Origin of the sequence: Flexivirga meconopsidis (assembly GCF_026162425.1) — a bacterium.
GTDB classification, from domain to species: Bacteria; Actinomycetota; Actinomycetes; order Actinomycetales; family Dermatophilaceae; genus Flexivirga; species Flexivirga meconopsidis.
Map to the genome: position 1 here is coordinate 62,195 of NZ_JAOBQJ010000002.1, position 23,435 is coordinate 85,629.

Sequence of the window (23,435 nt, forward strand, 5' to 3'; positions counted from 1 at the left end):
CATCTTCGGGAGGCATCGTGCCCCGCACGCTCTCCGAGGTCGTTTTCGTCGATGGCGTCCGCACGCCGTTCGGCAAGGCCGGCGACAAGGGCATCTACGCCCAGACCCGCGCCGACGACCTCGTCATCAAATGCATTCGTGAACTCCTGCGCCGTCAGCCCGACCTCGACCCGGCCAAGGTCGAAGAGGTCGCGATCGCGGCCACCACGCAGATCGGCGACCAGGGCCTGACCCTCGGCCGGGTGGCGGGCCTGCTCGCCGGACTGCCGAAGTCGACCCCGGGCTACTCCATCGACCGCATGTGCGCGGGCGCGATGACCGCGGTGACCAACACCGCCTCGAGCATCGCCTTCGGCTCCTACGACATCGGCATCGCCGGCGGCGTCGAGCACATGGGCCGGCACCCGATGGGCGAGGGCGTGGACCCCAACCCGCGGATCATCGCCGAGAAGCTGGTCGACCCGTCCGCGCTGGTGATGGGCGAGACCGCCGAAAACCTGCACGACCGCTTCCCGGAGATCACCAAGGAGCGCTGCGACGCCTTCGCCGTCGCCAGCCAGGACAAGCTGGCCACGGCGTATGACGAGGGCAAGATCCAGCCCGACCTGGTCACGGTGGCGACCCGGCACGACGAATTGGGCTGGGGCCTGGCGACGACCGACGAGCCGCCGCGCCCCGGCACCACCGTCGACGACCTCGCCCAGCTGAAGACGCCGTTCCGGCCGCACGGCAACGTCACCGCCGGCAATGCCGCGGGCCTCAACGACGGCGCGACCGCCTGCCTGCTCGCCTCCGAGCAGGCAGCGACCGAGCACGGGCTGCCGGTCGGGATGCGCCTGGTCAATTACGCCTTCGTCGGGGTCGAGCCCGAGGTGATGGGCATCGGTCCGGTGCCGGCCACCGAGAAGGCGCTGGCGAACGCCGGCCTGACCATCGACGACATCGGGCTCTTCGAGCTCAACGAGGCCTTCGCCGTGCAGGTGCTCGCCTTCCTCGACCACTTCGGCATCGCCGACGACGACGAGCGCGTCAACCCGTATGGCGGGGCGATCGCGACCGGTCACCCGCTCGCGTCGTCCGGCGTGCGCCTGATGACGCAGCTGTCCCGCGAGTTCGCCGAGCACCCCGAGGTGCGTTACGGCCTGACCGCGATGTGCATCGGCATCGGCATGGGGGGCGCGGTCATCTGGGAGAACCCGCACCACAAGGACTACGTCAGCAGTGTCAGCGCCGACACGGAAGGGGCCGCCTGATGACCACCACCACACTGCCCGAGGTCGACGAGGTCGTCACCCACGCCCGCGCCCACGACATCCAATTGCCCGGCGGCGCAGGCACTTTCGTGCTGATCACCCTGGACAACGGCTTCGACCACACCAAGCCCAACTCGTTCGGCGCCGCCGGCCTGCGCGAGCTCGGCGCCGCGCTCGATGCGGCGGCCAAGCGGGCCGCGGCCGGCGAGATCGCCGGCGTCGGCATCACCGGCAAGCCGTTCATCTTCGCCGTCGGCGCCGACCTGACCGCGGTGCCCGCGATCACCGCGCGCGACCAGGCGCTGGAGATCGCCCGGCTCGGCCACGAGACGTTCAGCAAGATCAGCGCTCTGCCGGTGCCGACCTTCGCGTTCATCAACGGTGCGTCCATGGGCGGCGGCGTCGAGATCGCGCTTTACGCCGACTACCGGACAATCTCCTCGGACGTGCCGGCATACGCCACGCCGGAGGTGTTCCTCGGGCTGGTGCCGGGCTGGGGAGGCACCTACCTGGTGCCACACCTGATCGGCACCGAGAAGGCCGCGCAGCTGATCGTCACCAACCCGCTGTCGCAGAACCGGATGATCAAGGGCAAGAACGCCTTTGAGCTGGGCCTCGCCGACCGGCTGATCGAGCCGGTGACGTTCCTCGAGGACTCGCTCGCCTTCGCCGCGGGCGTGATCGCCGGCACCGAGCAGGTCGAGCGCGCGACCGTGGACACCTCGGAGGCGGCCTGGGAGGGCCCGCTGGACAAGGCGGCCGCGGACGCGGACGGGCGCACCGGTAAGGCGGCGCCTGCGGCATACAAGGCGATCGAGCTGATGCGGCTGGCACGCACTGCGAGCCGTGAAGAGGCGTTCGAGGCCGAGAACCAGGCGCTCGCCGACCTGATCATGAGCGACGAACTGCGTTCTGGCCTCTACGCATTCGACCTGGTGCAAAAGCGCGCCAAGCGGCCGGCCGGTGCACCGGACAAGTCGCTGGCCCGCAAGGTGACCAAGGTCGGCATCGTCGGCGCCGGCCTGATGGCCAGCCAGATGGCGTTGCTCTTCGCCCGCAAGCTGAAGGTGCCGGTGGTCCTCACCGACCTCGACCAGGAGCGGGTCGACAAGGGCGTGGCCTACGTGCACGACGAGATCGACAAGCTCGCCGGCAAGGGCCGGCTCAGCCCTGACGCGAGCAACCGACTCAAGGCTCTGGTCACCGGGTCGGTCTCGGCGGACGGCTTCACCGCGTTCTCGGACGCCGACTTCGTGATCGAGGCGGTCTTTGAGGAGATGTCAGTCAAGAAGCAGGTCTTCGCGCAGGTCGAGGCGGCGGTGCCGGCCGAGTGCGTGCTTGCGACCAACACGTCCTCGCTGGACATCACCGAGATGGCGGCCGACCTGTTGCACCCCGAGCGGGTCGTCGGTTTCCACTTCTTCAACCCGGTCGCGGTCATGCCGCTGCTGGAGATCATCCGCGGCGACGCGACCGACGACGCCACTCTCGCAACGGCTTTCGCCACTTCGCGCAGCCTCGGCAAGACCAGCATCCTGGTCAAGAACAGCCCGTCCTTCGTGGTCAACCGGCTGCTCGGCCGCTTCATGGGCGAGTCGGGGCGCATCGTCGACGAGGGCACGCCGATCGAGGTCGTGGAGCAGGCGTTCGCGGGGCTCACCCCGATGCCGCCGTTCATGCTCATCAGCCTGGTCGGCCCGGCGATCGCGCTGCACAACAGCGAGACGCTGGCCGCGGCGTTCCCCGACCGGTTCGCTGCGTCGCCCAACCTGGCGAAGGTCGTCGAGGCCAAGCTGCCCAGCTTCTACGGCAGCGACGGCAAGCTGGACCCCAAGGTGCTGGAGCTCTTTGAGGCACCGGCGGACCCGGTCGTGCTCACCGCCGAGCAGGTGCGCGAGCGGGCGCTGGAGGCACTGGCCGACGAGGTGCGCCGCATGCTCGACGAAGGTGTGGTGCAGGCACCGCAGGACATCGACCTGGCGATGATCACCGGAGCCGGCTTCCCGTTCTGGAACGGCGGCGTGACCCCGCTGCTGGACCGCACCGGGATCGCCGAGAAGGTCACCGGGTCACGATTCCTGCCGATCGGCGTGGCGAGCGTGCCGGAGGCGTGAGCCCCGTCATACACTCCGCCGAACGCCCGCGGAAAATACCCCGGGGCGACTAGCGAGATATTTCGAGACGGCCCTGTGACATTCGACCCATGTCGCAGGGCCATCTCAATCTCATATGTGGTTTACACTTCTCGACATGACCGATGACTACCTGGTCCGCGTCGGCACGCTGATCCGCGATGCGCGACGACACAAGAAGCTCACCCAGAGCGAGTTGGCCGAGGCACTGCAGACCTCACAGAGCGCCGTGGCGCGCATCGAGCAGGGCAAACAGAACCTCAGTCTCGAGACGCTGGCCCGCATCAGCGAGGCGCTCGACACCGAGGTCGTGGCGGTCGCCTCGTCGACCCCGCTCAACCTGCGCATCGAGGGCGGCCGCAAGCTGTCCGGCGAGATCGATGTGCGCACCTCCAAGAACGCCGCGGTCGCGTGCCTGTGTGCCGCCCTGCTCAACAAGGGCAAGACCACCCTGCGCAACCTGGCCCGCATCGAGGAGGTCAACCGCATCACCGAGGTGCTGACCTCGATCGGGGTGAAAACCCGGTGGCTGCCGGACAGCAGTGATCTGGAGATCGTGCCGCCGGCACAGTTCGACCTGGACGCGATGGACGAGACAGCGGCGCGTCGTACCCGCACGATCCTGATGTTCCTCGGGCCGTTGCTGCACCAGTTCGACCGGTTCAAGCTGCCCAACGCGGGCGGCTGCGACCTCGGCTCGCGCACCGTGGAGCCGCACCTGCACGCATTGCAGGCGTTCGGGCTCGACGTGGTGGCCTCGCACGGCTACTACGAGGCGAAGGTGGACTCGTCGGTGCGTCCGCGCAAGCCGATCATCCTCACCGAGCGCGGCGACACCGTCACCGAAAACGCTTTGTTCGCAGCGGCTTTGTATGACGGGGAGACCGTCATCCGCAACGCCAGCCCCAACTACATGGTGCAGGACCTCTGCTTCATGCTGGAGAAGTTCGGCGTGCGCATCGAGGGCATCGGCACCACCACGCTGCGAGTGCACGGTGTGCCGGAGATCGACAAGGACGTCGAGTACCACCCGTCCGAGGACCCGATCGAGGCGATGACACTGCTCGCGGCCGCGGTCGTGACGGAGTCGGAGATCACCATCCGCCGGGTGCCGATCGAATTCATGGAGATCGAGCTGACCCTGCTCGAGGGCATGGGGATGAAGTACAGCCTCGGCGAGGAGTACGTCTCGGACAACGGCAAGACCCGGCTGGTGGACCTGACCACGCAGCCCGGTCCGCTGGAGGCGCCGAAGGACAAGATCCACCCGATGCCGTTCCCAGGCCTCAACATCGACAACCTGCCGTTCTTCGCGGTGATCGCGGCGTACGCCAACGGCGCGACCACGCTGCACGACTGGGTCTACGAGAACCGCGCGATCTACCTGACCGAGCTCACCCCGCTCGGTGTGCGGGTGCAGCTGATGGACCCGCACCGGGTGCTGATCGAAGGCCCGACCCGTTGGCGGTCGGCGGAGGTCATGTCGCCGCCCGCGCTGCGGCCGGCCGTGGTCATCCTGCTGGCGATGCTCGCGGCTCCCGGGGTCTCGGTCCTGCGCAACATCTACGTGATCGACCGCGGTTACGAGCAGCTCGACACCCGTCTCAACAAGCTGGGTGCCAACATCCAGACCTTCCGGGACATCTGAGTTTGATGGCTCGATTCCGCGCGTGATCACTCCGTACCTCGATCACCTCGGCGTGATCGCCATGGCGCACCGCGGCTTCACCGGCCGCGGTGCGCCGGAGAACTCGCTGGCGGCGTTCGGCGCAGCCGTCGATCTCGGCTTTTCGTATGTCGAGACCGACGTCCACGCCACGTCCGACGGAGTGCTGCTCGCCTTCCACGACGACAAGCTGGACCGCGTAACCGACAGCTCGGGCGAGATATCCCAGTTGCCGTGGTCGACCGTGCGACAGGCGAAAATCGCTGGCACGCACGAGATTCCGACGCTCGATGCGGTGTTGGACTCCTGGCCGGACTTGCGGGTCAACATCGACTGCAAGTCAGCCGGTGCCGTAGCTCCCTTGGCCGACGCGATCGAGCGGCACAGTGCGCACGACCGGGTGTGCGTGGCGTCGTTCTCGGACAAGCGGCGTCGTGCCGTGCTGCGCCGGCTGTCCAAGCCGGTCGCGACCTCCGGCGGACAGTCGGTGATCACCCGATTCGTGCTGGGGATGAACTCCCTGGCGGGGATCGACTGTCTGCAGGTGCCGCAGGGCGCCGGGCCGGTGCCGGTGGTCACCGCTCGGATGGTGCGGCGGGCTCACGCGGACGGCACGCAGGTGCACGTCTGGACGATCGACGAGCCCGACGACATGCACCGGTTGCTCGACCTCGGCGTCGACGGGCTCATCACAGATCGCGCCGACACGCTGAAAAACGTGCTGCAGCAACGAGGTCAGTGGGACTGAGGTCAGCGACCGCGGCGTGAGCTGAACGCGGCCGCGGAGTGTCCGCCGGCGCCGCGCGAGCGTGACTTGCCGCCGGCACCGCCGCCCTTGGGAGACCTACCGTTGTTGCGGTTGCGCTGCGGGCGGCCAGCACCGTTCTGGCGCTTGGCGTTTCCCCCGCCCGCCTTCGGCTTGGCCGGCGCCTGACCTGGCACGACGAAGCCACCCTCGACGAGCTGCCGCTCCCCCGGCGCGAGTTCGCGCAGCACCGGGTGGTCGGTCGCCGCGACCTTGGTGGTCGTGGGGTTGATGCCGGCGGCCTTGGTGAGGCTGCGCACGTCGCCGCGCTGGTCGTCGGTCATCAGGGTCACCACGGTGCCTTCGGCGCCGGCTCGGGCGGTGCGACCGGAGCGGTGCAGGTAGGCCTTGTGCTCGGCCGGCGGGTCGGCGTGCACGACGAGCGCGACGTCGTCGACGTGGATGCCGCGGGCGGCGACGTCCGTGGCGACCAGCGTCGAGGCGGCACCGGAGTGGAAGGCGTCGAGGTTGCGGGTGCGGGCGCCCTGACCAAGGTTGCCGTGCAGTTCGACGGCGGGCACCCCGCGTTTGTTGAGTTGCCGGGCGAGGGCCTTGGCGCCGTACTTGGTGCGGGTGAAGACGACGGTGCGACCGGGCGCCGACGCAAGGTCGGCGACGACGGGGATGCGCAGCTCGCGGTCGATGTGCAGCACGTGGTGGCGCATCTTGGCGACCGGCGATTGGGGCGAATCCGCCTCGTGTGTCACGGGTTTGCGCAGGAACTCCCGCACCAGGACGTCGATCGCCTTGTCGAGCGTGGCGGAGAAGAGCAGCCGCTGAGCGTCGCGCGGAGTCTGCTTGAGCAACCGGCGTACACCCGGCAGGAAGCCGAGGTCGGCCATGTGGTCGGCCTCGTCGAGCACCGTGATCTCGACCGCGTCCAGTGAGCAGTGTCCCTGGGCGATCAGGTCTTCCAGCCGGCCCGGGCAGGCGATGAGGATGTCGACGCCGGCGCGCAGACCGCGCACCTGCGGGTTCTGTCCGACCCCGCCGAAGACGGTGAGCACGTTGAGTTGTGCGGCGTCGGCGAACGGGGTGATCGCGGCCTGGATCTGGGTGACCAGCTCACGGGTCGGCGCGAGGATGAGTGCGCGGGGGCGGCCCGGCGTGCGCTTGGTGCGCTGCGCCTGGAGGCGTGCGACGACGGGCAGCGCGAAGGCGTAGGTCTTGCCGCTGCCGGTGCGCCCGCGGCCGAGCACGTCGCGCCCGTCGAGGGAGTCGGGCAGCGTTGCTGCCTGGATCGGCGTCGGGTTGGTAATCCCTTGTGCCGCAAGGATTTCGGCCAGGCGTGCGGGCACGCCGAGCTCGGCGAAAGAGTTCATGAAAAAGCTACATTCTTGGTCGGTCGCCCCGCCGATCAGCCAGATTGTGGGCTGGGCATGGAGCAAGCTCGACATGCGCACCAACTCGCGGCGGGGACTGTGACGAGTCGATTAATCACAGTCTACGAGGTCGCCGACCTGCTCGGCATACCAGGGGTCCGCGACGTGGTCGGCGATCTCGCGGAGCGTCCAGTCGGCGCCGCGCGGCCGATCCCACTCCCCCGGCCCCGCCGTGAGCAGCCGGAGTCGGAAGGTGCGTGACAACCGAGTGAGTCGCTCGGTCGCCTCGACCAGGTCGACCTCGGTGAACCGGGCGAGGTCGGCCGTGGTCGTGATCGCGCTTTCGTACCAGCCGTTCGGGCGGGTCGGCACTCCCGCGAGCAGAGCCTCCACCTGAGCCAGGTGGTCGACCAGGTGGTCGCCGTAGCGGCGAATTGCCTTGTGCGGTGTGAAAATCCGGGCGCCGTCCTCGGCCATTCGCGGAGTGCCGTCCCAGGCGATCCAGGTGCGCGCGAGCTCCAGCACGCGGGCTGTGGCGCGCTCAACGGCCGCGCCCGGGTCGTCGGTCCGAGTCTCATCGATTTCCATGCCGTTGACGGTAGGTCCGGGTCGGTTCGGTGATGGCCGAAGAGTTTTCCGCCTTGCGACGAGGACTGGGACACCGTCTACGAACTGAACCTCGTACGGCGTGATGAAGGCCGGCCTCATCAGCCTGGCCAAAACGGTGGCCGCCGAATACTCCCGGGACCGCATCCGGATGAATGTCGTGGCTGCCGGAGCCGTCGCGACGACAGCGAGCGGCAACACCGAGCCTGAGACCGACGAGATACCGCTGGGGCGCCTCGCCCGCGCCAGCGAGGTCGCTGAGTGTGTTGCCTACCTCGCCTCGGACGCGGCGTCATACATCACCGGTCAGGCACTCACCATCGACGGTGGAGCTAGTGTGCGAGGTCCGTTCGGCTGAATCGGCGAAACCGGCCGACCTGGCAACGGCGGCGGTCGCGACTCGATGTCGAAGCCGGCCGTGCTCGCCATCGTCCGCGTGGCATCGCCGGTGACCCGCAGGTCCGGGTGCTCCTTGACGTAGTTGCAGCGTTCGCAGAGGCCCTGCCCGTTGTCGTAGCTCGTGACGCCACCGTCGACGTGTCGGAGAATGTGGTCGGTATGCCGAATCGGCGCTCCGCAGAACGGTGTTCGGCACAGCTGGTCGCGCGCGGCGATCAGCTCGGCGAGGAGCTTCGGAAAGACCCGGGCAGGCGACTCCATGGCGACCAGCTCACCTGTGCCGGGCGCCGTGAACATGCGCCGGAGGAAGCACCGGGACCGCTCGCCGTCGGGATGGGCGACGATCTCTCGGGCGAGGTCGGCCGGGATCGGGCCGAAACCGTCCAGGACGGCCGCGTCCGGGCTTGCCCCGATCAGGGTCGCCAGCGGCACCAGCAGTTTGACCTGCACGTCGACGCCGTCGGCCGGCGCGCGGCCGGTGACACGCTCCACGAGGGTGTCGGCCATCACCTGGCCACGTCCTCGCTCGTCACCCTCAGGGCGCGCCGCATCCGCAGCCTGTTTCAGGGCTGCATAACAGCCGACGCCGTCCTTCACCGGGAGCAGCGCGGTCAGGAGGGTCATGCAGTCGGGTGCGGGGCGGAGGCTGACGTATCGGTCGTGCTCCGCGTTGGCCCGGCGAGTCACCGCCCCGCCCGGATCCAGTTCGTAGGCGCGGGCGCGCGCCAACTGCTCGAGCCGGCGGTCGGACACCCGGCCCAGGTGTTTCGCAACGTGCCGATCCACCTGCTGGCGGTGATCTCGGCGCAGATGCGAGGTCTCGCGGCAGACGATGAACGCCTGGTGTTCGCCGACCAAACCCCGCCGCATCGCGCCCCGCGTGGCCGGAAGCTCGTGCGTGATCGCGCGCGCAAGACCAAGCAGCCGGGATCCGCGGTGCGGGGACTGGCGCCGTGCGAACGCGATCTGCTGCCCTGTCACCCGCGCGGAGTCCGCCGCGGACAGCCCGCGAGCCCGATCCCGCTCGAGCTGGGCATCGTGCACGTTCACCGTCAGCGATGCCTGCACCGTCGACGCGACATTCTTGAGCTCTTCGAGCGTCCGGATCAGCGCGAGACAATCCTGCGGATCCGACGTCGTCTCCACTGCCGGCAGACTGGCGATGACACGACGCAGGTCTTCCGTCGGGATCGGAATTGATCCCATGTCCGCAGCCACCAGCGCATCGCTCATGTGTTCGACTATACGCCCAATTTCCCTGTCTTCCAACACTTTTCGCGAACTCAAGTTATCCACATCCGCCCAGCGCCCCGCCGGGGATGTGGACAACATCCGGGCAGATTCAGGACGCCCTGGACGCGCCACCGAGGAGCCAGTTCGCTACCGCACGCTCGACCTCCTGCGGTGCTTCGATCGGGACGAGATGCCCGGCATCCGGCACCTCCACCACATCCACACCCCGCGGCAGCAGACCCTGCAGCCGATAGGCCTGATCAAGCGGGATCCACGGATCTTGCCGACCCCAACCGATCCGCACGGGACACCCCACCTCAGCCAACCGCTCAGCGACGGGCCGGGTGTGCTCCGCACTGAGCGCGGCGATCTGCCGATAGAACGCCGGTTGACCGACCTGGCCGAGCCATGGCTCAGCCAACGCCTCCAGCCACGCCGGCAAGAGCCGCTTGGCCGCCGCACCGGAGATGTACTCCCTCACCAGGGCAGCATGGAGAGCCTCGGGCAGTTGAACGAAAACCTCCGGGTGCTCGGCAACCAGCCGAAAGAACGGTGAGCCCCATGGATCGAGCGTCACGATGTCCCAGAAGTGGAGCGAGCGAAAAGCGCTTCCGTGCAGCAGGTGCGCACCCAGCGCGACCGCTCCCCCGATGTCGTGCGCCACAACGTGCGGGCGATCGAGACGCCATACCTCAACCAACGTCGCGAGCCGGCGCATCTGCGACGCCAGGTCGACCGAGACCGCGGAATCCATTGTCGAACGGCCATATCCGGGCATGTCCCAGAGCAACACCCGATAGTTCCGACTCAGGTATGACGCAAGCCCCGCCCAGATGCGCGCAGACCACGGGGTGCCATGGCAGATCACGACGTCGCCGCGGGAAGCCGCTCCCTCCGGCTCGAGGAGGTAGGTCGCAATGCTCACGCCGTCGATGAGCAACAGCTCGCGATCCGGGAGGGCGGGGAGGGACGTTTCCATGGCTTGGACGCTAGAACCTGAGGTCGACCTGAGGTCAAGATGCACAATGCACTCATGAAGATCGGGGAAGTTGCGCAGCGTCTCGACGTACCGATCCACGTGCTGCGGCACTGGGACGACATGGGCGTCGTCGTCGCCGGTCGCAGCACTTCGGGGCACCGCATCTATACCGAGGAGCATCTCTACCGTCTGCGAATCCTGCAGGCTTGTCAGGGAATCGGGATGAGCCTTGCCGAGATCCGGAAGGTCCTGCACCGAGGTGCGCCCGGCCGCGCCACCGCCATCACCCACCAACTGCGTCGCGTCCGGCAACAGCGGATCGCACTCGAGCGCACCGAACAGTTTTTGACGCACGTCATCGACTGCCGGCATGACCTCCTCACCCGCTGCCCCGCCTGCAGCGCGTATGCCGAAGACGCAGCGAGCACGTAAGCTCCGTCAGCCCAACTGCTTCGCAAACTCCACCACCCGCTCGGCGACGTCGACGTGCAACCCGGCCGACTCGCGGAGCCCGCCGCGGTGCATCACGTGGTCGGCGCCCTCGACATACATCGTCTGGCCGGCGACGGTGGTGCCCGCCGGCCACAGCGAGTCCGCGGAGCCGCCGACCACCAGCTGCTCCACCGGGTATGACGAAAGCGCCTGCGCGACAGCGGGATCCGTAAGTATCGGCGTCCTCCGGGGGCTGCCAGCGCACCGCCCCGCACGGTCCACCCGTCGCGGACCAGCGCGGACGCCGTCCAGAAGAGCAGTGGCGCGTCGACCGGATAAGCGCGCCCGGGCAGGAAGAGCGCCCGTTTCGCCACCCGCCCCGATGGCAGGTCACCGGGCGGGAAGGCGACCGTCGACACATCAGTCCTGCTCATGGCCCCAGCGTGCCACGCACCTGCTCCAGCACACGCTCTCGCAGCAACGCGATCGCACCGTCGCGCACCCCGCGCGATGGTGCGTCGTCGGGCACCCGCGCCTCGCGCACCACCACCTCCCTCGGGTATGACGAGAGTTCCGCCCGCAGCGGCGCCACCACCGGCACAGCCCACGGGCCGCCGATCACCAGCTCGCTCGGGTCCGCGAAGGCAACGACTCCGGCAACCACGCCGGCGAGCGCCCGCACCACCCGGCCCGGGTCACGATCGAGCAGGCGCAGCACCGCAGAGACGTCAACGGCCGTCGAATCATGTTGACGCAGACCAAGTTTGGCAAACACCTCGGTGAGCGGCATCGCCTTGCCCCGCGGACCCGCCACGACGATGTGCGCAACCTCTCCGACCAGCCCGCGGCCGCCGTGCACGATCGCGCCGTCGCTGACGATCGCGCCACCGAGGCCCTCGCCGAGGTGGAGGTAGGCGAAATCGTCGGGCGCACCCGCGGCCAGCTCGGCACGGGCCGCCCAGTTGACGTCGTTGTCGACCTCGATGGGGCCGGTCACCAGGCCCGCAAGCAGCTTGCGCGGGTCGAGCGACCCGGTGAGGAAGGGCGCATCCGCGAGCTCCACCGCACGTCCCGTCGTGCGATCGACGGGATCGGCCACACTCACCGTCGCGGCGACATAGGGACCGCCGCCCTGCCCACGCAGGGCCCGCCGCACGGCAGCACTCGGCCGCATCGCCGTGCCACGCAGGTTGATCCGCCGTGCGGCCACCACCTGGCCACGCACGTCCAGCACCTCGGTGGTCACGCCGTCGGGAGCGACCACCACGCTGAGCGCCGTGCCGACCGCCGGGCCGAGGTCGACCAGGTTGCCGGCCCGGCCCGCACCCTGCCGCGCCTGCGTCGTCTCACGCGCCACCCCGAGCTCGACCAGCCGCCGCACACTCTCCGACGAGGTGGGCCGCGAGACGTCGGCAGCCGCCGCAAGGTCGGCGCGCGACTGCGCGCCGCGATCGATCAACGCAGTCACGACACGCTCGTCGGTGAGCGCGCGCACCACGTCTCGTCCGGCAGTCGCCACCACGGGGCATCCCTTCATCGGCTTGCGGGGTCCGGTCCAGCACGCCTATCTTAGCTTTTTGTAAGGGCACCTAACAAAGGACACGACGCATGACCTCGACAACTTCGCAGCCTGCCCTGCCGCACTGGGAGGAGCCGCCCGCCGATCTGGCCGGTGCCGTCCGACACGTCAAGCACGCCCTCCGTCGCCGGATCGAGGCATCGGGGCGCACTCCGGAGGAAGTGTTCGAGGTCATCGAGCGAACCGTCGAGGCGCGAGTCGCCGAGCTGCACGAGCTGCGCGACAGAGGCGAAAACCCCTGGCCGATCATCGAATTCGACCAGATCGCGGACGGCAAGGACCTCGACGGACTACGCGACCAGGTCCGCCGGCGCGGGTGCGCCGTCATACGCGGTCACTTCCCGCGCGAGCAGGCACTCGCCTGGGACGCCCAGATCGTCGACTACGTCGAGCGCAACGAGTTCTTCGAGCACTACCGCGGCCCGGGCGACGACTTCTTCGACAGCGTCGACTCCGCCCCCGAGATCTACCCCATCTACTGGTCACACCCGCAGATGGAAGCCCGGCAGAGCGACCGGATGGCCACCGTGCAGGCCTTCCTCAACAGCGTCTGGAAGCACGACTCCGAGGGGCGCACGTGGTTCGACCCCGACCGCGACAGCCTCTACCCGGACCGCATTCGCCGCCGGCCGCCGGGCGCGGACTCCGCGGGCCTCGGCACCCACCTCGACCCCGGCACTCTCGACCTCTGGATGACCCAGAGCTATCAGCAGGCCTTCCGGCACCTCTTCGACGGCGACGTCGAGAGCTACGACCCGTGGGACGCGGCCCACCGCACCGACGGCGCGCAATACCCGGGCAGCACCATGTGCTCGGCCTTCCGCACCTTCCAGGGCTGGACCGCGCTGTCGGACATGGCGCACGACCAGGGCGTGTTGCACGCGGTCCCGATCCCGGAGGCGATGGCCTACCTCATGCTGCGGCCGCTGCTGGACGACGTGCCGGGCGAGGAGATGTGCGGAGTCGACATCGGCCGCGCGTTCCCGGTCAACTGGAAGTGGCACCCGTTGCTGATGGAAGCGACCTGCGGCATACCCGACGTGCAGGCGGGCGACTCCGTGTGGTGGCACTGCGACCTGGTGCACGGCGTGGATTCTGTTGTGGATCAACAGGGTTGGGGAAACGTCATGTATATCCCGGCCGCGCCGTGGTGCCCCAAGAACGCGCGTTACGCAGCCTCGGTCCGCGAGGCGTTCCGTTCCGGCGACAGTCCCGCCGATTTCCCCGCCGAGCACTACGAACGCGACTGGGAGGGCCGCTTCACCGAGAGTGAGCTCAACGAGACCGGGCGTCGCGGCATGGGCCTCAGCTAGTCGTCTCCCGCACGATGTCGCGCACCGTCGTGTCGATCACCCGCGGCGTCCACTCGGCCCGCTCCGCCGACGTCGCGCGCTCCAGCGCCCGCTCCATGGCGCGCACCCGCGCCAGCCGCGCGATCAGCAGTGCATCTGGCAGCACGGCCTGCAGCCGGCTGCTCGGCACCAGATCCGCCCATACCGACAGATAGGCCCGCACCAGCCGACCGTCGCGCTCGGGGTCGGCCGGCATGCCAAAGTGGTATGCCGGGCCGGCAAGCGCAATCAGCAGTGATCCCAACGGGTTTCCGACATACGCGTCACCCCAGTCGAAGAACCGGGAGTCGTGGATGGCACCGGCCGAGCCGTCGGCGCAGAAGACGTTGCCGGCGTGCAGGTCGTTGTGCTCGATCGTCGACGGCAGCCCGACGGACGACAGCCGGGCAGCGGCCTCCCGCAACGGTCGCTCCGTCTCGCGGTGGCCGGCGCCCCGCCCGGTCATCCACCACGACACCAGATCGTCCGGCTGCCAATGGGGTACGCCGGCGTCGACGAGGGTGTCGACGACCTCGACGGTGGCCCGCTGCAACCGCGCATAACGCCGCAGCGCCCCGGACCAGAGCCCGACGATCGAGTCACCGTCGGCGACCTCACGCAGGAGCGGCCCCTGATCCGCCATCAGCAGCCAGCCGTGCTCGTCGTCACCGGCCCACATCTCCGGGACACGGTCCGGCGCGACCGCCGCCAACGATCGGTAGATCGCGGGCTCCGGCGATGTGCTCGGCGACGACGCCTTGAACCACATGCGACGCCCGTCGGTGGTGTCGACCACCAATTGCGTTGACCAGGCCCGCACCCTCGGCTGCCGAGGTGTGACCGGCACCCGCACGACACCGCGTCGCTCAAGGGCCTCGTCAATCCACCGAGTCGCCTCGCGGCGCCACGCATCCGACTGCCACAGCTGCGAGGTGGGCTGCTCGCCCGTGGTCACTCGGCGGCGGTCAGGCGCGCGATGAGCTCGGTGCCGACGACGTCGGGGGTCAGCCCGATCGCCTCGAGCACCTGACCGCGCGACGCATGGTCGGGGAACACCTTCGGCACACCGAACGTGTGCAGCCGCGCGGCGACCCGTGCTTGCTGCAGCGCATGGCCGACTGCAGCTCCGATCCCGGACGTCACCAGATTGTCCTCGATGACGACGACGTGGCGCACGGTGCCGGCCAGACGCACCAGGTCGGGCGAGACCGGAAGGACCCACCGCGGGTCGACCACCATCGTCGAATGACCTTGGGCCGCAAGCTTTTCGGCAACCTGCAACGCGGTCGGGCACATCGCGCCGACCCCCACGACAAGCACGTCAGGGTCGTCGGCGTCGTGCAGCACGTCGAGGCTGCCCTCGGTGCGGACCGCCTCGATCGGGTCGGCCACGTCGCCCTTGGGAAAGCGCAGCACCGACGGCGCGTCGTCCACCAGGACGGCCTCGCGAAGTTGCGTCTTGACCTGATCACCATCGCGGGGCGCGGCCAGACGCAGCCCCGGCACGATCGAGCAGATCGACATGTCCCACATGCCGTTGTGCGACGGCCCGTCGGAGCCGGTGATGCCGGCCCGGTCGAGCACGAACGTGACGCCCGCCTTGTGCAGTGCTGCATCCATCAACATCTGATCGAACGCTCGGTTGAGGAAGGTCGCGTAAATGGCGACGACCGGGTGCATCCCGCCATAGGCGAGCCCGGAAGCCATCGTCACCGCGTGCTGTTCGGCGATGCCGACGTCGATCACCCGGTCCGGGTAGGCAGCGGCGAATCCGTCGAGCCCGACCGGGATCATCATCGCGGCGGTGATCGCCACCAGGTCCGGCCGTTCGGCACCGAGCCGGACCAGCTCGTCGTTGAACTCGTCGGTCCAGATGCGACCGGAAACCTCGAAAGGCAAACCGGTTTCGGGGTTGATCTTGCCGATGCCGTGCATGTGGTCGGCGGTGTCGTCGAGTGCCGGCTGATAGCCCCGGCCCTTCTGGGTGATCACGTGCACGATGCACGGACCGCCATAGGCCCGCGCCCGGCGCAGCGCCTGCTCGACAGCGGGCTCGTCGTGCCCGTCGACCGGGCCGAGGTACTTGATGCCGAGGTCTTCGAACATCCCCTGCTGCGGGGCCACGATGTCCTTGATGCCCTTCTTGACCCCGTGCATCGTGTCGTAGACGAGCTCGCCGACGACCGGGGTGCCCTGCAGCGCGTGCTTGCCCCAGTCGAGCATCCGCTCGTAGCTGCGGGTGGTGCGCAGCGCCGCCAGGTGGTCGGCCAGGCCACCGATCGTCGGGGCGTAGCTGCGCTCGTTGTCGTTGACCACGATGACGAGCGGCAGATCCCGCTCGACCGCAATGTTGTTGAGCGCCTCCCACGCCATACCACCGGTCAATGCGCCGTCGCCGATCACCGCGACCGTATGACGCTGCGGCTCGCCCGCGATCACCCGCGCCTTGGCGATGCCCTCCGCCCAGGACAGCGACGACGACGCGTGCGAGCTCTCCACGACGTCGTGGTCGGACTCGGCTCGCGACGGGTAACCGGACAGCCCGTCCTTCTTCTTCAGCTTGGAGAAGTCGTGTCGTCCGGTGAGCAGCTTGTGCACGTAGGACTGGTGACCGGTGTCGAAGACGATGCTCTCGCGCGGGGAGTCGAAGACGCGGTGCAGTGCGATCGTCAGCTCGACCACCCCGAGGTTGGGACCGAGGTGACCGCCGGTGCGGGACACCGACTCGACCAGGAAGTCACGGATCTCACCGGCCAGCTCCTCCAGCTGATCGGCCGAGAGACGCCGCAGGTCACGGGGTGACGAAATCGAGTCGAGCAGTCCCACTGGTCTTCCTGGCCCTTTCGGTCACGAACTAAAGCGTCGGTCGAGTCTACGCGGCCTTCCGACCGGCTCAAGGAAGACGCACGGCGGGCGCGGGAGGTTGCCCGTGTCCGCCGGCAGGAACTACCCGCTGCTAGATTGGCAAAACACATCTTGCACAGACAGGGGAGCGCTTCGGCGCTGAGAGTGCGGTTCGCCGCAGACCCTCGAACCTGCTCCGGTTAGCACCGGCGAAGGGAGTCACCATGGCTACTGTCAGCGCGCCCGAGACCGGCCGGTCCGGCCTGCGATCACTGCTGGCCTACCGCACCATCGACATCGTCACCGTGGTCACGCTCGGCGTGGCGATCGGCGTCGCCTTCTGGGGTTGGGGCAAGGCGTTCGCCGGTCTCAGCACGTTGTCGGCGTTCGGGTTTCCCCCGTCCGCCGGCCTGCTGTCCGGCCCCTGGCTGCTCGGCGGGGTCGTGGGCGGGCTCGTCGTACGGCGTCCCGGGGCAGCCCTCGTCACCGAGCTCATCGGCGCCAATGTCGAATACCTGCTGACCAGTCAGTGGGGCGGTGGTGTGATGGTGTCGGGCTTCCTGCAGGGCATCGGCGCCGAGCTGGTCTTCCTGGTCTTCGCCTACCGCCGCTTCGGACCGACGATCGCCGCCGCTGCCGGCACGCTCGCCGCGGCATTCGAGGTCGTGCTCTACGAGTGGCAGTCCTACTACGACTACTGGACGTTCAACTACAAGCTGGCCTACCTCGGCTTCTTCGCGGTGTCCGGCGCGGTCGTCGCGGGCATCGGCGGCTGGCTGCTGGTGCGCGCACTCGCCTCGACCGGCGCGCTCGACGCGTTCGGCCCGGGCCGGGAGTTCCACGACCGTCGTTCGGTATGACGGGGGCTGCGCCACCGATCGCACGTCTGCAAGGGTTCGGCTGGCGGCCGCTCGGCCGCAAACAGCAGGTCATCGCCGACCTCGACCTGACGGTCGCTCCGGGCGAACGCGTGCTGCTCGCCGGCGGCAGCGGCGCCGGCAAATCGACGGTGTTGCGCGCTTTCGCCGGGGCGCTGGGCACGACCGTCGCAGGCGACCTGTCGGGCCGGGTCGAGGTGGACGGCCCTGCGGGTCTGTTGCTGCAGAACCCGGCGGACTCCCTGGTGGCCGCGACCATCGGCCGCGAGGTCGCCTTCGGCCCGGAGAACCTCTCGCTCCCCCGCGAGCAGATCTGGTCGCGGGTGCACGAGTGCCTCGACGCGGTCGGGCTGCGTTACCCGACCGCCCGGTCGACGGCCGCCCTCTCCGGGGGTGAGCTGCAGCGACTCGCGCTGGCCGGTGTGCTCGCCGTGCGGCCCGGTCTGCTGTTGCTCGACGAGCCGACCAGCATGCTCGACGACGAGACCGCCACCACCGTGCGGGAAGCCATCGTGCGCGCCGCCGAATCCACAGGCGCCGCAATGCTCGTGGTCGAGCACCGCATCGGTCCCTGGCTGCCGCACGTCGACCGCGTCGTCGTGCTCGAGCGCGGCGCGGTGATCGCGGACACCACTTCGGATGCGTTCGTCCGCACCGAGCACGAGCGCATGCTGCGTGCCGGCGTGTGGATGCCGGGTGCCGTAGCCCCGGCTCCCCTCGACGTGCCTGCCGAACTCGTCGCAGCCGACTCCCCCGGCGCCGATCTCGACGCGGACTCGATCACCGTCGACCTGGAGCTGCGGACGCTGCGTGGCACGGTGCGCACCCGCGCACTCGAGCACACCTCCGCCCGGCTCGCGGCCGGCGCGATCACCGCCCTCACGGGACCGTCCGGAGCCGGGAAGTCGACGCTGCTGGCCGCCCTTGCCGGGTTGCAACCGTTGAGCGCAGGCACGATCACCGGAGCCCAACCACCGTTCTCGCGACGTCGCTCCCGCCAACTGGCGGCGGCGTCAGGATGGGCGCCGCAGAACCCTGAGCACGGCTTCCTCGCGCGCACCGTCCGCGACGAAATCTCGCTCACCGCAGGCAAACTCGGGCGACGTGTCGACGTCGACGCACTGCTGGAGCTCATCGGCCTGTCGGACCTCGGGGGCGCGAACCCCTACCAACTGTCCGGCGGCGAGCAACGCCGAGTCGCCCTGGTCGCCGCGCTCGCCCACCGTCCGGCCGCGATGTTCCTCGACGAGCCGACGGTCGGGCAGGATCGGCAGACCTGGGCCGCGGTCGCCGGCTGGTGTGCTGCCGCGGCGGCGGCCGGGGCGACGGTGGCGGTCGCCACCCACGACACCGATCTGATCGCGCTGGCCGACACCGAGATCGCCGTGGCTCGCAGACAGGCCGCAGCGTGAAACGGCTTCTGCCACAGGCCAATCCGCTCGTGCTATTCGTGCTGGGGTTGCTGCCGGTCTTTGGGTCACTCCTGGTGCGGACGACGCCGCACGCGCTGATCGTGCTTGCGTCATACGCGGTGTTGGCGGGGGTCTTCGTGCCGTGGACCAAGGGGGTCCTCTGGCGGTTGGGTTTCGTCGCGTTCGCCGCGGTGTCGGTGCTCTGGTCGACCTGGCTGCTCGGCGGCAATCAGGCCGACAACGCCGGCATAGCCGCGCTCCGGGTGCTCGTGCTGGCCACCCCGGGTGCCTTGCTGACGGCATGGGTCGACCCGACGCAACTGGGCGACCAGCTCGCTCAACGGGTAAGACTGCCAGGCAGATTCGTCGCTGCGACAACGGCGGCACTCACCCGTTTCACCTCCCTCGGTCAGGTCTGGGACCAGCTCGACCGCACCCGCCGGGCACGTGGCACCGGGCCGGGTCGCAACCCGCTGGCCCGGATCCCGTGGGCCGCGAGCATGACTTTCGCGTTGCTCGTCGCCGCGCTGCGCGGCGGCACCCAACTGTCGATGGCGATGGACGCGCGCGGCTTCGCCGCGGCGACACGCCGCACCTGGGCCGAGCCGGCACCGTGGCGTCGGCTCGACACGATCGCGGCCGTCATCGGTGCGGCAGTCACCGTGGCCCTGCCGCTGACGCTCGCGCTCAGCTGACCGACAACGTCACCAGTTGGCTTCCCAGGGCGCCTTGGGCAGTCGCACGCTCGCCGGGTGGTTGATGTAGACCGTGCCGCCGCTGCTCGGGAGCCAGGCGTTCTCGAACTGCGCCCGCTTGTAGGTCACTCGCACCTGGGCGTCGTCCGGCTTCAGGTGGGACGCCGGGTCGTTCATCACCGGATCGCCGTTCGCGGCGAACCCGACGAGCACCATCAGGTGGCCGGCCGTGGAGTAGCCGGCACCGTCCAGCTCGCTCTCGTCGAACGAAACCGCGGTGATGACCGGAATCCCGGCCGCGATGAACGCCTCCGCCTCGGTGAGGCTGCGCAGCCGGGTGACGAACGTCGACAGGCCGTAGCTGCCGGTGTACGCGGTGTTGAACGGCCAGTTGCCGCACCCGTCATACGTGTAGTCGAAGGTGTTGCGCGCCGCATAGTCGACCTGTCCGTCGACCGGCGGTTGCACCCAAGACAGGTCGGACTTGCTCGGGCCGAGCCCAAAGGACGCGAGCACCATGGACGACGAGGTCGGCGAGCACCAGGCCTCCCCGCCGCCCGACCACTGCGGGTAGTGACCGGCGTGCACCTCCTGCGAGTACGTCGGCACGTCGAGGATCCGCTCGCGCCCCAGGGTGAATTCACTCACCGGCACCGTCGCATCGTCGGGCAGCGCAGAGACCATCGCGCTGAGCGAGCGCACTGTCGGAGTCACGCTCGACCCCTGGGCGCGCATCAGCTGCACCCGCAACTGGAACTCGGTCAGCGTGTGGTTGTTCAGCAGGTGCAGCGTGTCGGTCCAGACCGTCGCGTAGTCGGTGCCCTGCCCGTCGACCGAGGTCCGCCGGATGGCACCGCCCTGGTCGGGGTCGTTACGGCACCAGCGACCGAGCACGAACCAGCCGGTCTGGGTGCCGTTCTCGGCGCGGCCACGCACGTCGATCTGCACCCAGGTGCCGTTCGGGGTGTCGACGTTCCACGACGCGATCAGCTCGGTGAGCGCGAACCCGCTGCGTTGCATCGGCGAGACCCAGCTCGCGACGTCGTAGGTGCGTTTCGGCGATCCGGCCGGCACCGGATCGGCATACTCGATGGTCCCGGTCGGGGTGCCGATGCGCAGCCCGGCAGAGCCCACCGTGACGCCATCCCGAGTGCCGGAGGCCCAGCAGCCGCTCCCGGCAAATCGGTGCAGCCGGATGTGGCGCGGCGATCCCGCAGCGACCTTGGTATGACGCCCCGGCCGCGAGCGACGCGACCTTCCCTCGGCATCCGCGCTGCTTGCACCGAACAGCAATGCTCCCCCCGCCGCCACACTGCCTCCCAACAACTGCCGTCGGCTGAGTGCGATGTTACGACATACGGCCTGCAGCGAACGCTCGGACATTTCTCGACTCCTCTGATCGACGGTGGTCGCTCGCCCTCACCCTCTCGGAAATGACAACCGTCCTGGGTCAAAGAACGACAAAGATTTCCCCGGCCCCGGCATTCTGCTGGCTGTTCTTCCACCCAGAATTGATCCGATGACTCTTGGTTGGACGCCTGACCGAAACGTAACCTCCGTCACGTCAGGCCACCTCCCTACCCGGAAGAAAGCTCTCCCATGCGTCGTCCAGCCCGCCTCGCTGTTGTCACCGCTGCCACCACCACCGCCGTCGGTCTCGCCGTACCCGCGGCGTTCTCCGCCCCGGCGACCGGCACCCCGGCCGGCACCCCGACCGTCGACCCGATGCAGCACATCGCCGCGCTGCAGCAGATCGCCGACGACAACGGCGGCAACCGGGCCGCGCTCTCGCCGGGGTCGCGCGCGACCGCGGCGTACATCAAGCAGCAACTCTCCGACGCGGGCTGGGAGGTGTCGACACAGTCGTTCCCCTTCCTGTCCGGCACCGAGGAGAACATCTTTGCCGAGCGCAAAGGCACCACCGGCGATGTCGTCATGCTCGGCGGCCACTACGACTCGGTCCCGGAGGGTCCGGGCATGAGCGACAACGCCACCGGCGTCGCCGGGCTGCTCGCGGCGGCTGCCGCGACCGCGGACGCACAGCCTCGCAACACGATCCGACTCGCCTTCTGGGGCGGTGAGGAGCGCGGCATGAAGGGGTCGAATTACTACGTCGACACCATGTCCGCCGCCGACCGGGCGACCTTCAAGGGCTACCTCAACTTCGACGGCATCGCCGCGCCCAACCCCGGCTACTACGTCTACGAGGACAACAAGAACGGTGAGCAGATCAACGCCGACATCAGCAAGTGGTATGCCGACCGCGGCATCCAGACCGAGCAAGCCTTCCTCGGAGTTCAAAGTGACCACGGGCCGTTCTACACCAAGGGCCTGACGACGACCGGCATCATCAGCGGTTACCTCGGCAACAAGACCGAGGCGCAGGCCCAGAAGTGGGGCGGCACCGCCGGCGCACCGTTCGACCCGTGCTATCACCAGGCGTGCGACACCAAGGACAACATCTCCCCGGAGACGCTCAAGCTCAACACGCAGCTGATCACGTCGCTCATCACCGACTACGGCGCGAAGGATTTCAGCGCCGCGTGAGCCGACGCGGCTACTTCTGGAACGGCGTCTTGTAGCTGAGCGCCTCCTGCGAGACGTACGCCTGCGGCTGCACCAGGTCGAGTCCGCCCGGCACCCGTGCCGGCTTCATCAGGAACTGCGCCCGCGTGGACGGCTGGCCCGGGTAGGTGAAGTCCAGCGAAGCGGTGAGGTTGCGGGTGTCGACCGAGACCTTCTGCACCGCCTTGAGCACTCCGGCCCGGGTCAGGTCGCCGTCGGAGCACGCCTGCAGGAGGATCTGACCCCACACCAGCCCGAACACGTAACCCTGGATCGGGCCGAACGTCGGCTCGCCCTTCGGGTTGGCCTTGGTCCACTGCGATCGGATCGAGGCTGCCTGCGGCACTGTGCTGTTCCACGGCACCATCAGGGCGTCGGTGAGGAATTGCCCTGACAGCAAAGCAGATCCGGCCGGGGTGTCGAGCAACTGCGGCGTGTAGGTCGGGCCGCTGCCGTAGAACGGCACGGTCAAACCCTGCGCTTTGGCGACACCGACCGCCGAGGCGGTCTGCGCCGGCGTGGTGGTCAGCAGCACCGCCTTCGCGCCGGCACCCTTCAGCTTGGTGACGGCCGAGGTCAGGTCGCTGGCGGTCGAACTCACCGGCGCCTGCACGACATTCATCTTGTGCTTGCTGGCGTAGTACTTCGAGCCGAGCAGACCGTTCTTGCCGTATTCGGAGTCGACGTAGATGTGACCGATCGTGTCGCCGTTCTTGATCTTGCCCTGCGACTGCAGATAGCTCAGCCCGTTGATCATCTCGACGTCGTACGTCGGCCCGACCATCACGACGTTGGGCACGTCGAGGTTGGTCGACGCCCACGACGACGGAATGGCCGCCATCTTGTCGTTGACCATCGGCTTCTTGAGCGCCGCGAGGATCGGCGAGCCGATCAGCTGGACCAGCCCGAGCGCCTGCCCCTTGAGCTGGTTGTAGAGCGGCACGGCCTTCTCCGCGCTATACCCGGTGTCGGCCGGCACGATCTTGATCTTGCGACCGCAGATGCCACCGGACTTGTTCACGTCGGCGGCCCACATCTGATTGCCCTGGGTGATGCCGAGGCCGAGCACCTTGAAGACACCGGACTCGTCGGTCATCGCGCCGAGCGTGATGGTGTCGGCAGTGACGCCGACGTCGGTTTTGATGCCGCGGGCGCCACCGCCCCCACCGCCGATGCCGCCGGCCTCCGGGTCCTTCACGCTGCAGCCGCTGAGCGCGAGCCCGATCGCGCAGGTGGTGACCAGTCCAGTGGTGGTCAGTCGCTTCAGCCGCATGTTCGCAGTCCTTTCCTGGAGGTATGACGGG

The 23,435-nt window shown here is 68.8% G+C and carries 21 protein-coding genes and 1 riboswitch; of the genes, 11 read left to right on the plus strand and 10 right to left on the minus strand.

The window, feature by feature from the left end:
- Positions 1-17 precede the first annotated feature (17 nt).
- The 4 genes from N2M23_RS05685 (at position 18) to N2M23_RS05700 (ending at position 5,799) form a co-directional block, all read left to right on the plus strand.
- Positions 18-1,253: a thiolase family protein gene (locus N2M23_RS05685; protein WP_265443957.1), complete on the plus strand. Its 1,236-nt coding sequence runs from the start codon at positions 18-20 to the stop codon at positions 1,251-1,253.
- A complete protein-coding gene (locus N2M23_RS05690) occupies positions 1,253-3,367 on the plus strand; it encodes a 3-hydroxyacyl-CoA dehydrogenase NAD-binding domain-containing protein (RefSeq protein ID WP_265443959.1) in 2,115 nt (704 codons plus the stop codon). The genes N2M23_RS05685 and N2M23_RS05690 overlap by 1 nt, the downstream gene beginning before the upstream one ends.
- A gap of 136 nt (positions 3,368-3,503) precedes the next feature.
- Complete coding sequence (locus N2M23_RS05695) at positions 3,504-5,033, plus strand: helix-turn-helix domain-containing protein (protein ID WP_265443960.1); 1,530 nt, start codon at positions 3,504-3,506, stop codon at positions 5,031-5,033.
- A 22-nt stretch (positions 5,034-5,055) separates the two neighbouring features.
- Positions 5,056-5,799, plus strand: a complete 744-nt coding sequence (locus tag N2M23_RS05700; RefSeq protein ID WP_265443961.1) for a glycerophosphodiester phosphodiesterase family protein — start codon at positions 5,056-5,058, stop codon at positions 5,797-5,799.
- Positions 5,800-5,801: 2 nt separating this feature from the next.
- Here N2M23_RS05700 and N2M23_RS05705 read toward each other — a convergent pair whose 3' ends face one another.
- Both N2M23_RS05705 and N2M23_RS05710 read right to left on the minus strand, forming a co-directional pair.
- The gene (locus tag N2M23_RS05705; RefSeq protein WP_265443962.1) at positions 5,802-7,178 is read right to left on the minus strand and encodes a DEAD/DEAH box helicase; all 1,377 of its coding nucleotides are present in this window, start codon (positions 7,176-7,178) and stop codon (positions 5,802-5,804) included.
- 111 nt (positions 7,179-7,289) lie between these two features.
- On the minus strand, positions 7,290-7,766 hold the full coding sequence (locus tag N2M23_RS05710) for a hypothetical protein (protein WP_265443963.1): 477 nt from the start codon (positions 7,764-7,766) through the stop codon (positions 7,290-7,292).
- A 103-nt stretch (positions 7,767-7,869) separates the two neighbouring features.
- Here N2M23_RS05710 and N2M23_RS05715 point away from each other — a divergent pair, with 103 nt between their 5' ends.
- The gene (locus N2M23_RS05715; RefSeq protein WP_279671914.1) at positions 7,870-8,142 is read left to right on the plus strand and encodes an SDR family oxidoreductase; all 273 of its coding nucleotides are present in this window, start codon (positions 7,870-7,872) and stop codon (positions 8,140-8,142) included.
- Here N2M23_RS05715 and N2M23_RS05720 read toward each other — a convergent pair.
- Both N2M23_RS05720 and N2M23_RS05725 read right to left on the minus strand, forming a co-directional pair.
- A complete protein-coding gene (locus N2M23_RS05720; protein WP_265443965.1) occupies positions 8,091-9,416 on the minus strand; it encodes an HNH endonuclease in 1,326 nt (441 codons plus the stop codon). The genes N2M23_RS05715 and N2M23_RS05720 overlap by 52 nt on opposite strands.
- 109 nt (positions 9,417-9,525) lie before the next feature.
- Positions 9,526-10,395 (minus strand): alpha/beta fold hydrolase, encoded by an 870-nt coding sequence (locus tag N2M23_RS05725; protein ID WP_265443967.1) that lies wholly within the window; start codon positions 10,393-10,395, stop codon positions 9,526-9,528.
- A 54-nt stretch (positions 10,396-10,449) separates the two neighbouring features.
- On the opposite strand from N2M23_RS05725, the gene N2M23_RS05730 reads away from it, so the two are divergent.
- Entirely contained in the window at positions 10,450-10,827 is a 378-nt protein-coding gene (locus N2M23_RS05730; protein WP_265443969.1) for a MerR family transcriptional regulator, read from the plus strand.
- Between the two features lie 6 nt (positions 10,828-10,833).
- Here N2M23_RS05730 and N2M23_RS05735 read toward each other — a convergent pair whose 3' ends face one another.
- Together N2M23_RS05735 and N2M23_RS05740 are read right to left on the minus strand one after the other, a co-directional pair.
- Positions 10,834-11,019, minus strand: a complete 186-nt coding sequence (locus tag N2M23_RS05735) for a hypothetical protein (protein WP_265443970.1) — start codon at positions 11,017-11,019, stop codon at positions 10,834-10,836.
- Positions 11,020-11,257: 238 nt separating this feature from the next.
- A complete protein-coding gene (locus N2M23_RS05740; protein WP_265443971.1) occupies positions 11,258-12,349 on the minus strand; it encodes an ROK family transcriptional regulator in 1,092 nt (363 codons plus the stop codon).
- Positions 12,350-12,435: 86 nt separating this feature from the next.
- Here N2M23_RS05740 and N2M23_RS05745 point away from each other — a divergent pair, with 86 nt between their 5' ends.
- Positions 12,436-13,719: a DUF1479 domain-containing protein gene (locus N2M23_RS05745; protein ID WP_265443972.1), complete on the plus strand. Its 1,284-nt coding sequence runs from the start codon at positions 12,436-12,438 to the stop codon at positions 13,717-13,719.
- Here the strand turns inward: N2M23_RS05745 and N2M23_RS05750 are convergent.
- Both N2M23_RS05750 and dxs read right to left on the minus strand, forming a co-directional pair.
- A complete protein-coding gene (locus N2M23_RS05750) occupies positions 13,712-14,692 on the minus strand; it encodes a phosphotransferase (protein WP_265443973.1) in 981 nt (326 codons plus the stop codon). The two genes, N2M23_RS05745 and N2M23_RS05750, sit on opposite strands and share 8 nt — an antisense overlap.
- Positions 14,689-16,563 carry a 1-deoxy-D-xylulose-5-phosphate synthase gene (gene dxs / locus N2M23_RS05755; RefSeq protein ID WP_265443975.1) on the minus strand — a complete coding sequence of 625 codons (1,875 nt, stop codon included), beginning with the start codon at positions 16,561-16,563 and terminating at the stop codon, positions 14,689-14,691. The genes N2M23_RS05750 and dxs overlap by 4 nt, the downstream gene beginning before the upstream one ends.
- Before the next feature lie 150 nt (positions 16,564-16,713).
- A riboswitch (TPP riboswitch) is annotated at positions 16,714-16,816 on the plus strand.
- On the opposite strand from dxs, the gene N2M23_RS05760 reads away from it, so the two are divergent.
- The 3 genes from N2M23_RS05760 to N2M23_RS05770 all read left to right on the plus strand — a co-directional run bounded on the left by N2M23_RS05760 (position 16,806) and on the right by N2M23_RS05770 (position 19,566).
- Entirely contained in the window at positions 16,806-17,441 is a 636-nt protein-coding gene (locus N2M23_RS05760) for an ECF transporter S component (RefSeq protein WP_265443977.1), read from the plus strand. It overlaps the preceding riboswitch by 11 nt.
- A complete protein-coding gene (locus tag N2M23_RS05765; RefSeq protein WP_265443979.1) occupies positions 17,438-18,871 on the plus strand; it encodes an ABC transporter ATP-binding protein in 1,434 nt (477 codons plus the stop codon). Before N2M23_RS05760 ends, N2M23_RS05765 begins: the two co-directional genes overlap by 4 nt.
- A complete protein-coding gene (locus N2M23_RS05770; RefSeq protein WP_265443981.1) occupies positions 18,868-19,566 on the plus strand; it encodes an energy-coupling factor transporter transmembrane component T in 699 nt (232 codons plus the stop codon). Before N2M23_RS05765 ends, N2M23_RS05770 begins: the two co-directional genes overlap by 4 nt.
- Before the next feature lie 9 nt (positions 19,567-19,575).
- On the opposite strand, the gene N2M23_RS05775 is transcribed toward N2M23_RS05770, so the two are convergent.
- Entirely contained in the window at positions 19,576-20,949 is a 1,374-nt protein-coding gene (locus N2M23_RS05775) for a peptidase C39 family protein (protein WP_265443982.1), read from the minus strand.
- Positions 20,950-21,165: 216 nt separating this feature from the next.
- Between N2M23_RS05775 and N2M23_RS05780 the strand changes: the two genes are divergently transcribed.
- The gene (locus N2M23_RS05780) at positions 21,166-22,113 is read left to right on the plus strand and encodes a M20/M25/M40 family metallo-hydrolase (RefSeq protein WP_265443983.1); all 948 of its coding nucleotides are present in this window, start codon (positions 21,166-21,168) and stop codon (positions 22,111-22,113) included.
- A gap of 10 nt (positions 22,114-22,123) precedes the next feature.
- Here the strand turns inward: N2M23_RS05780 and N2M23_RS05785 are convergent, their stop codons facing one another.
- Positions 22,124-23,404 (minus strand): ABC transporter substrate-binding protein, encoded by a 1,281-nt coding sequence (locus N2M23_RS05785; RefSeq protein WP_265443984.1) that lies wholly within the window; start codon positions 23,402-23,404, stop codon positions 22,124-22,126.
- Between the last annotated feature and the right edge of the window lie 31 nt (positions 23,405-23,435).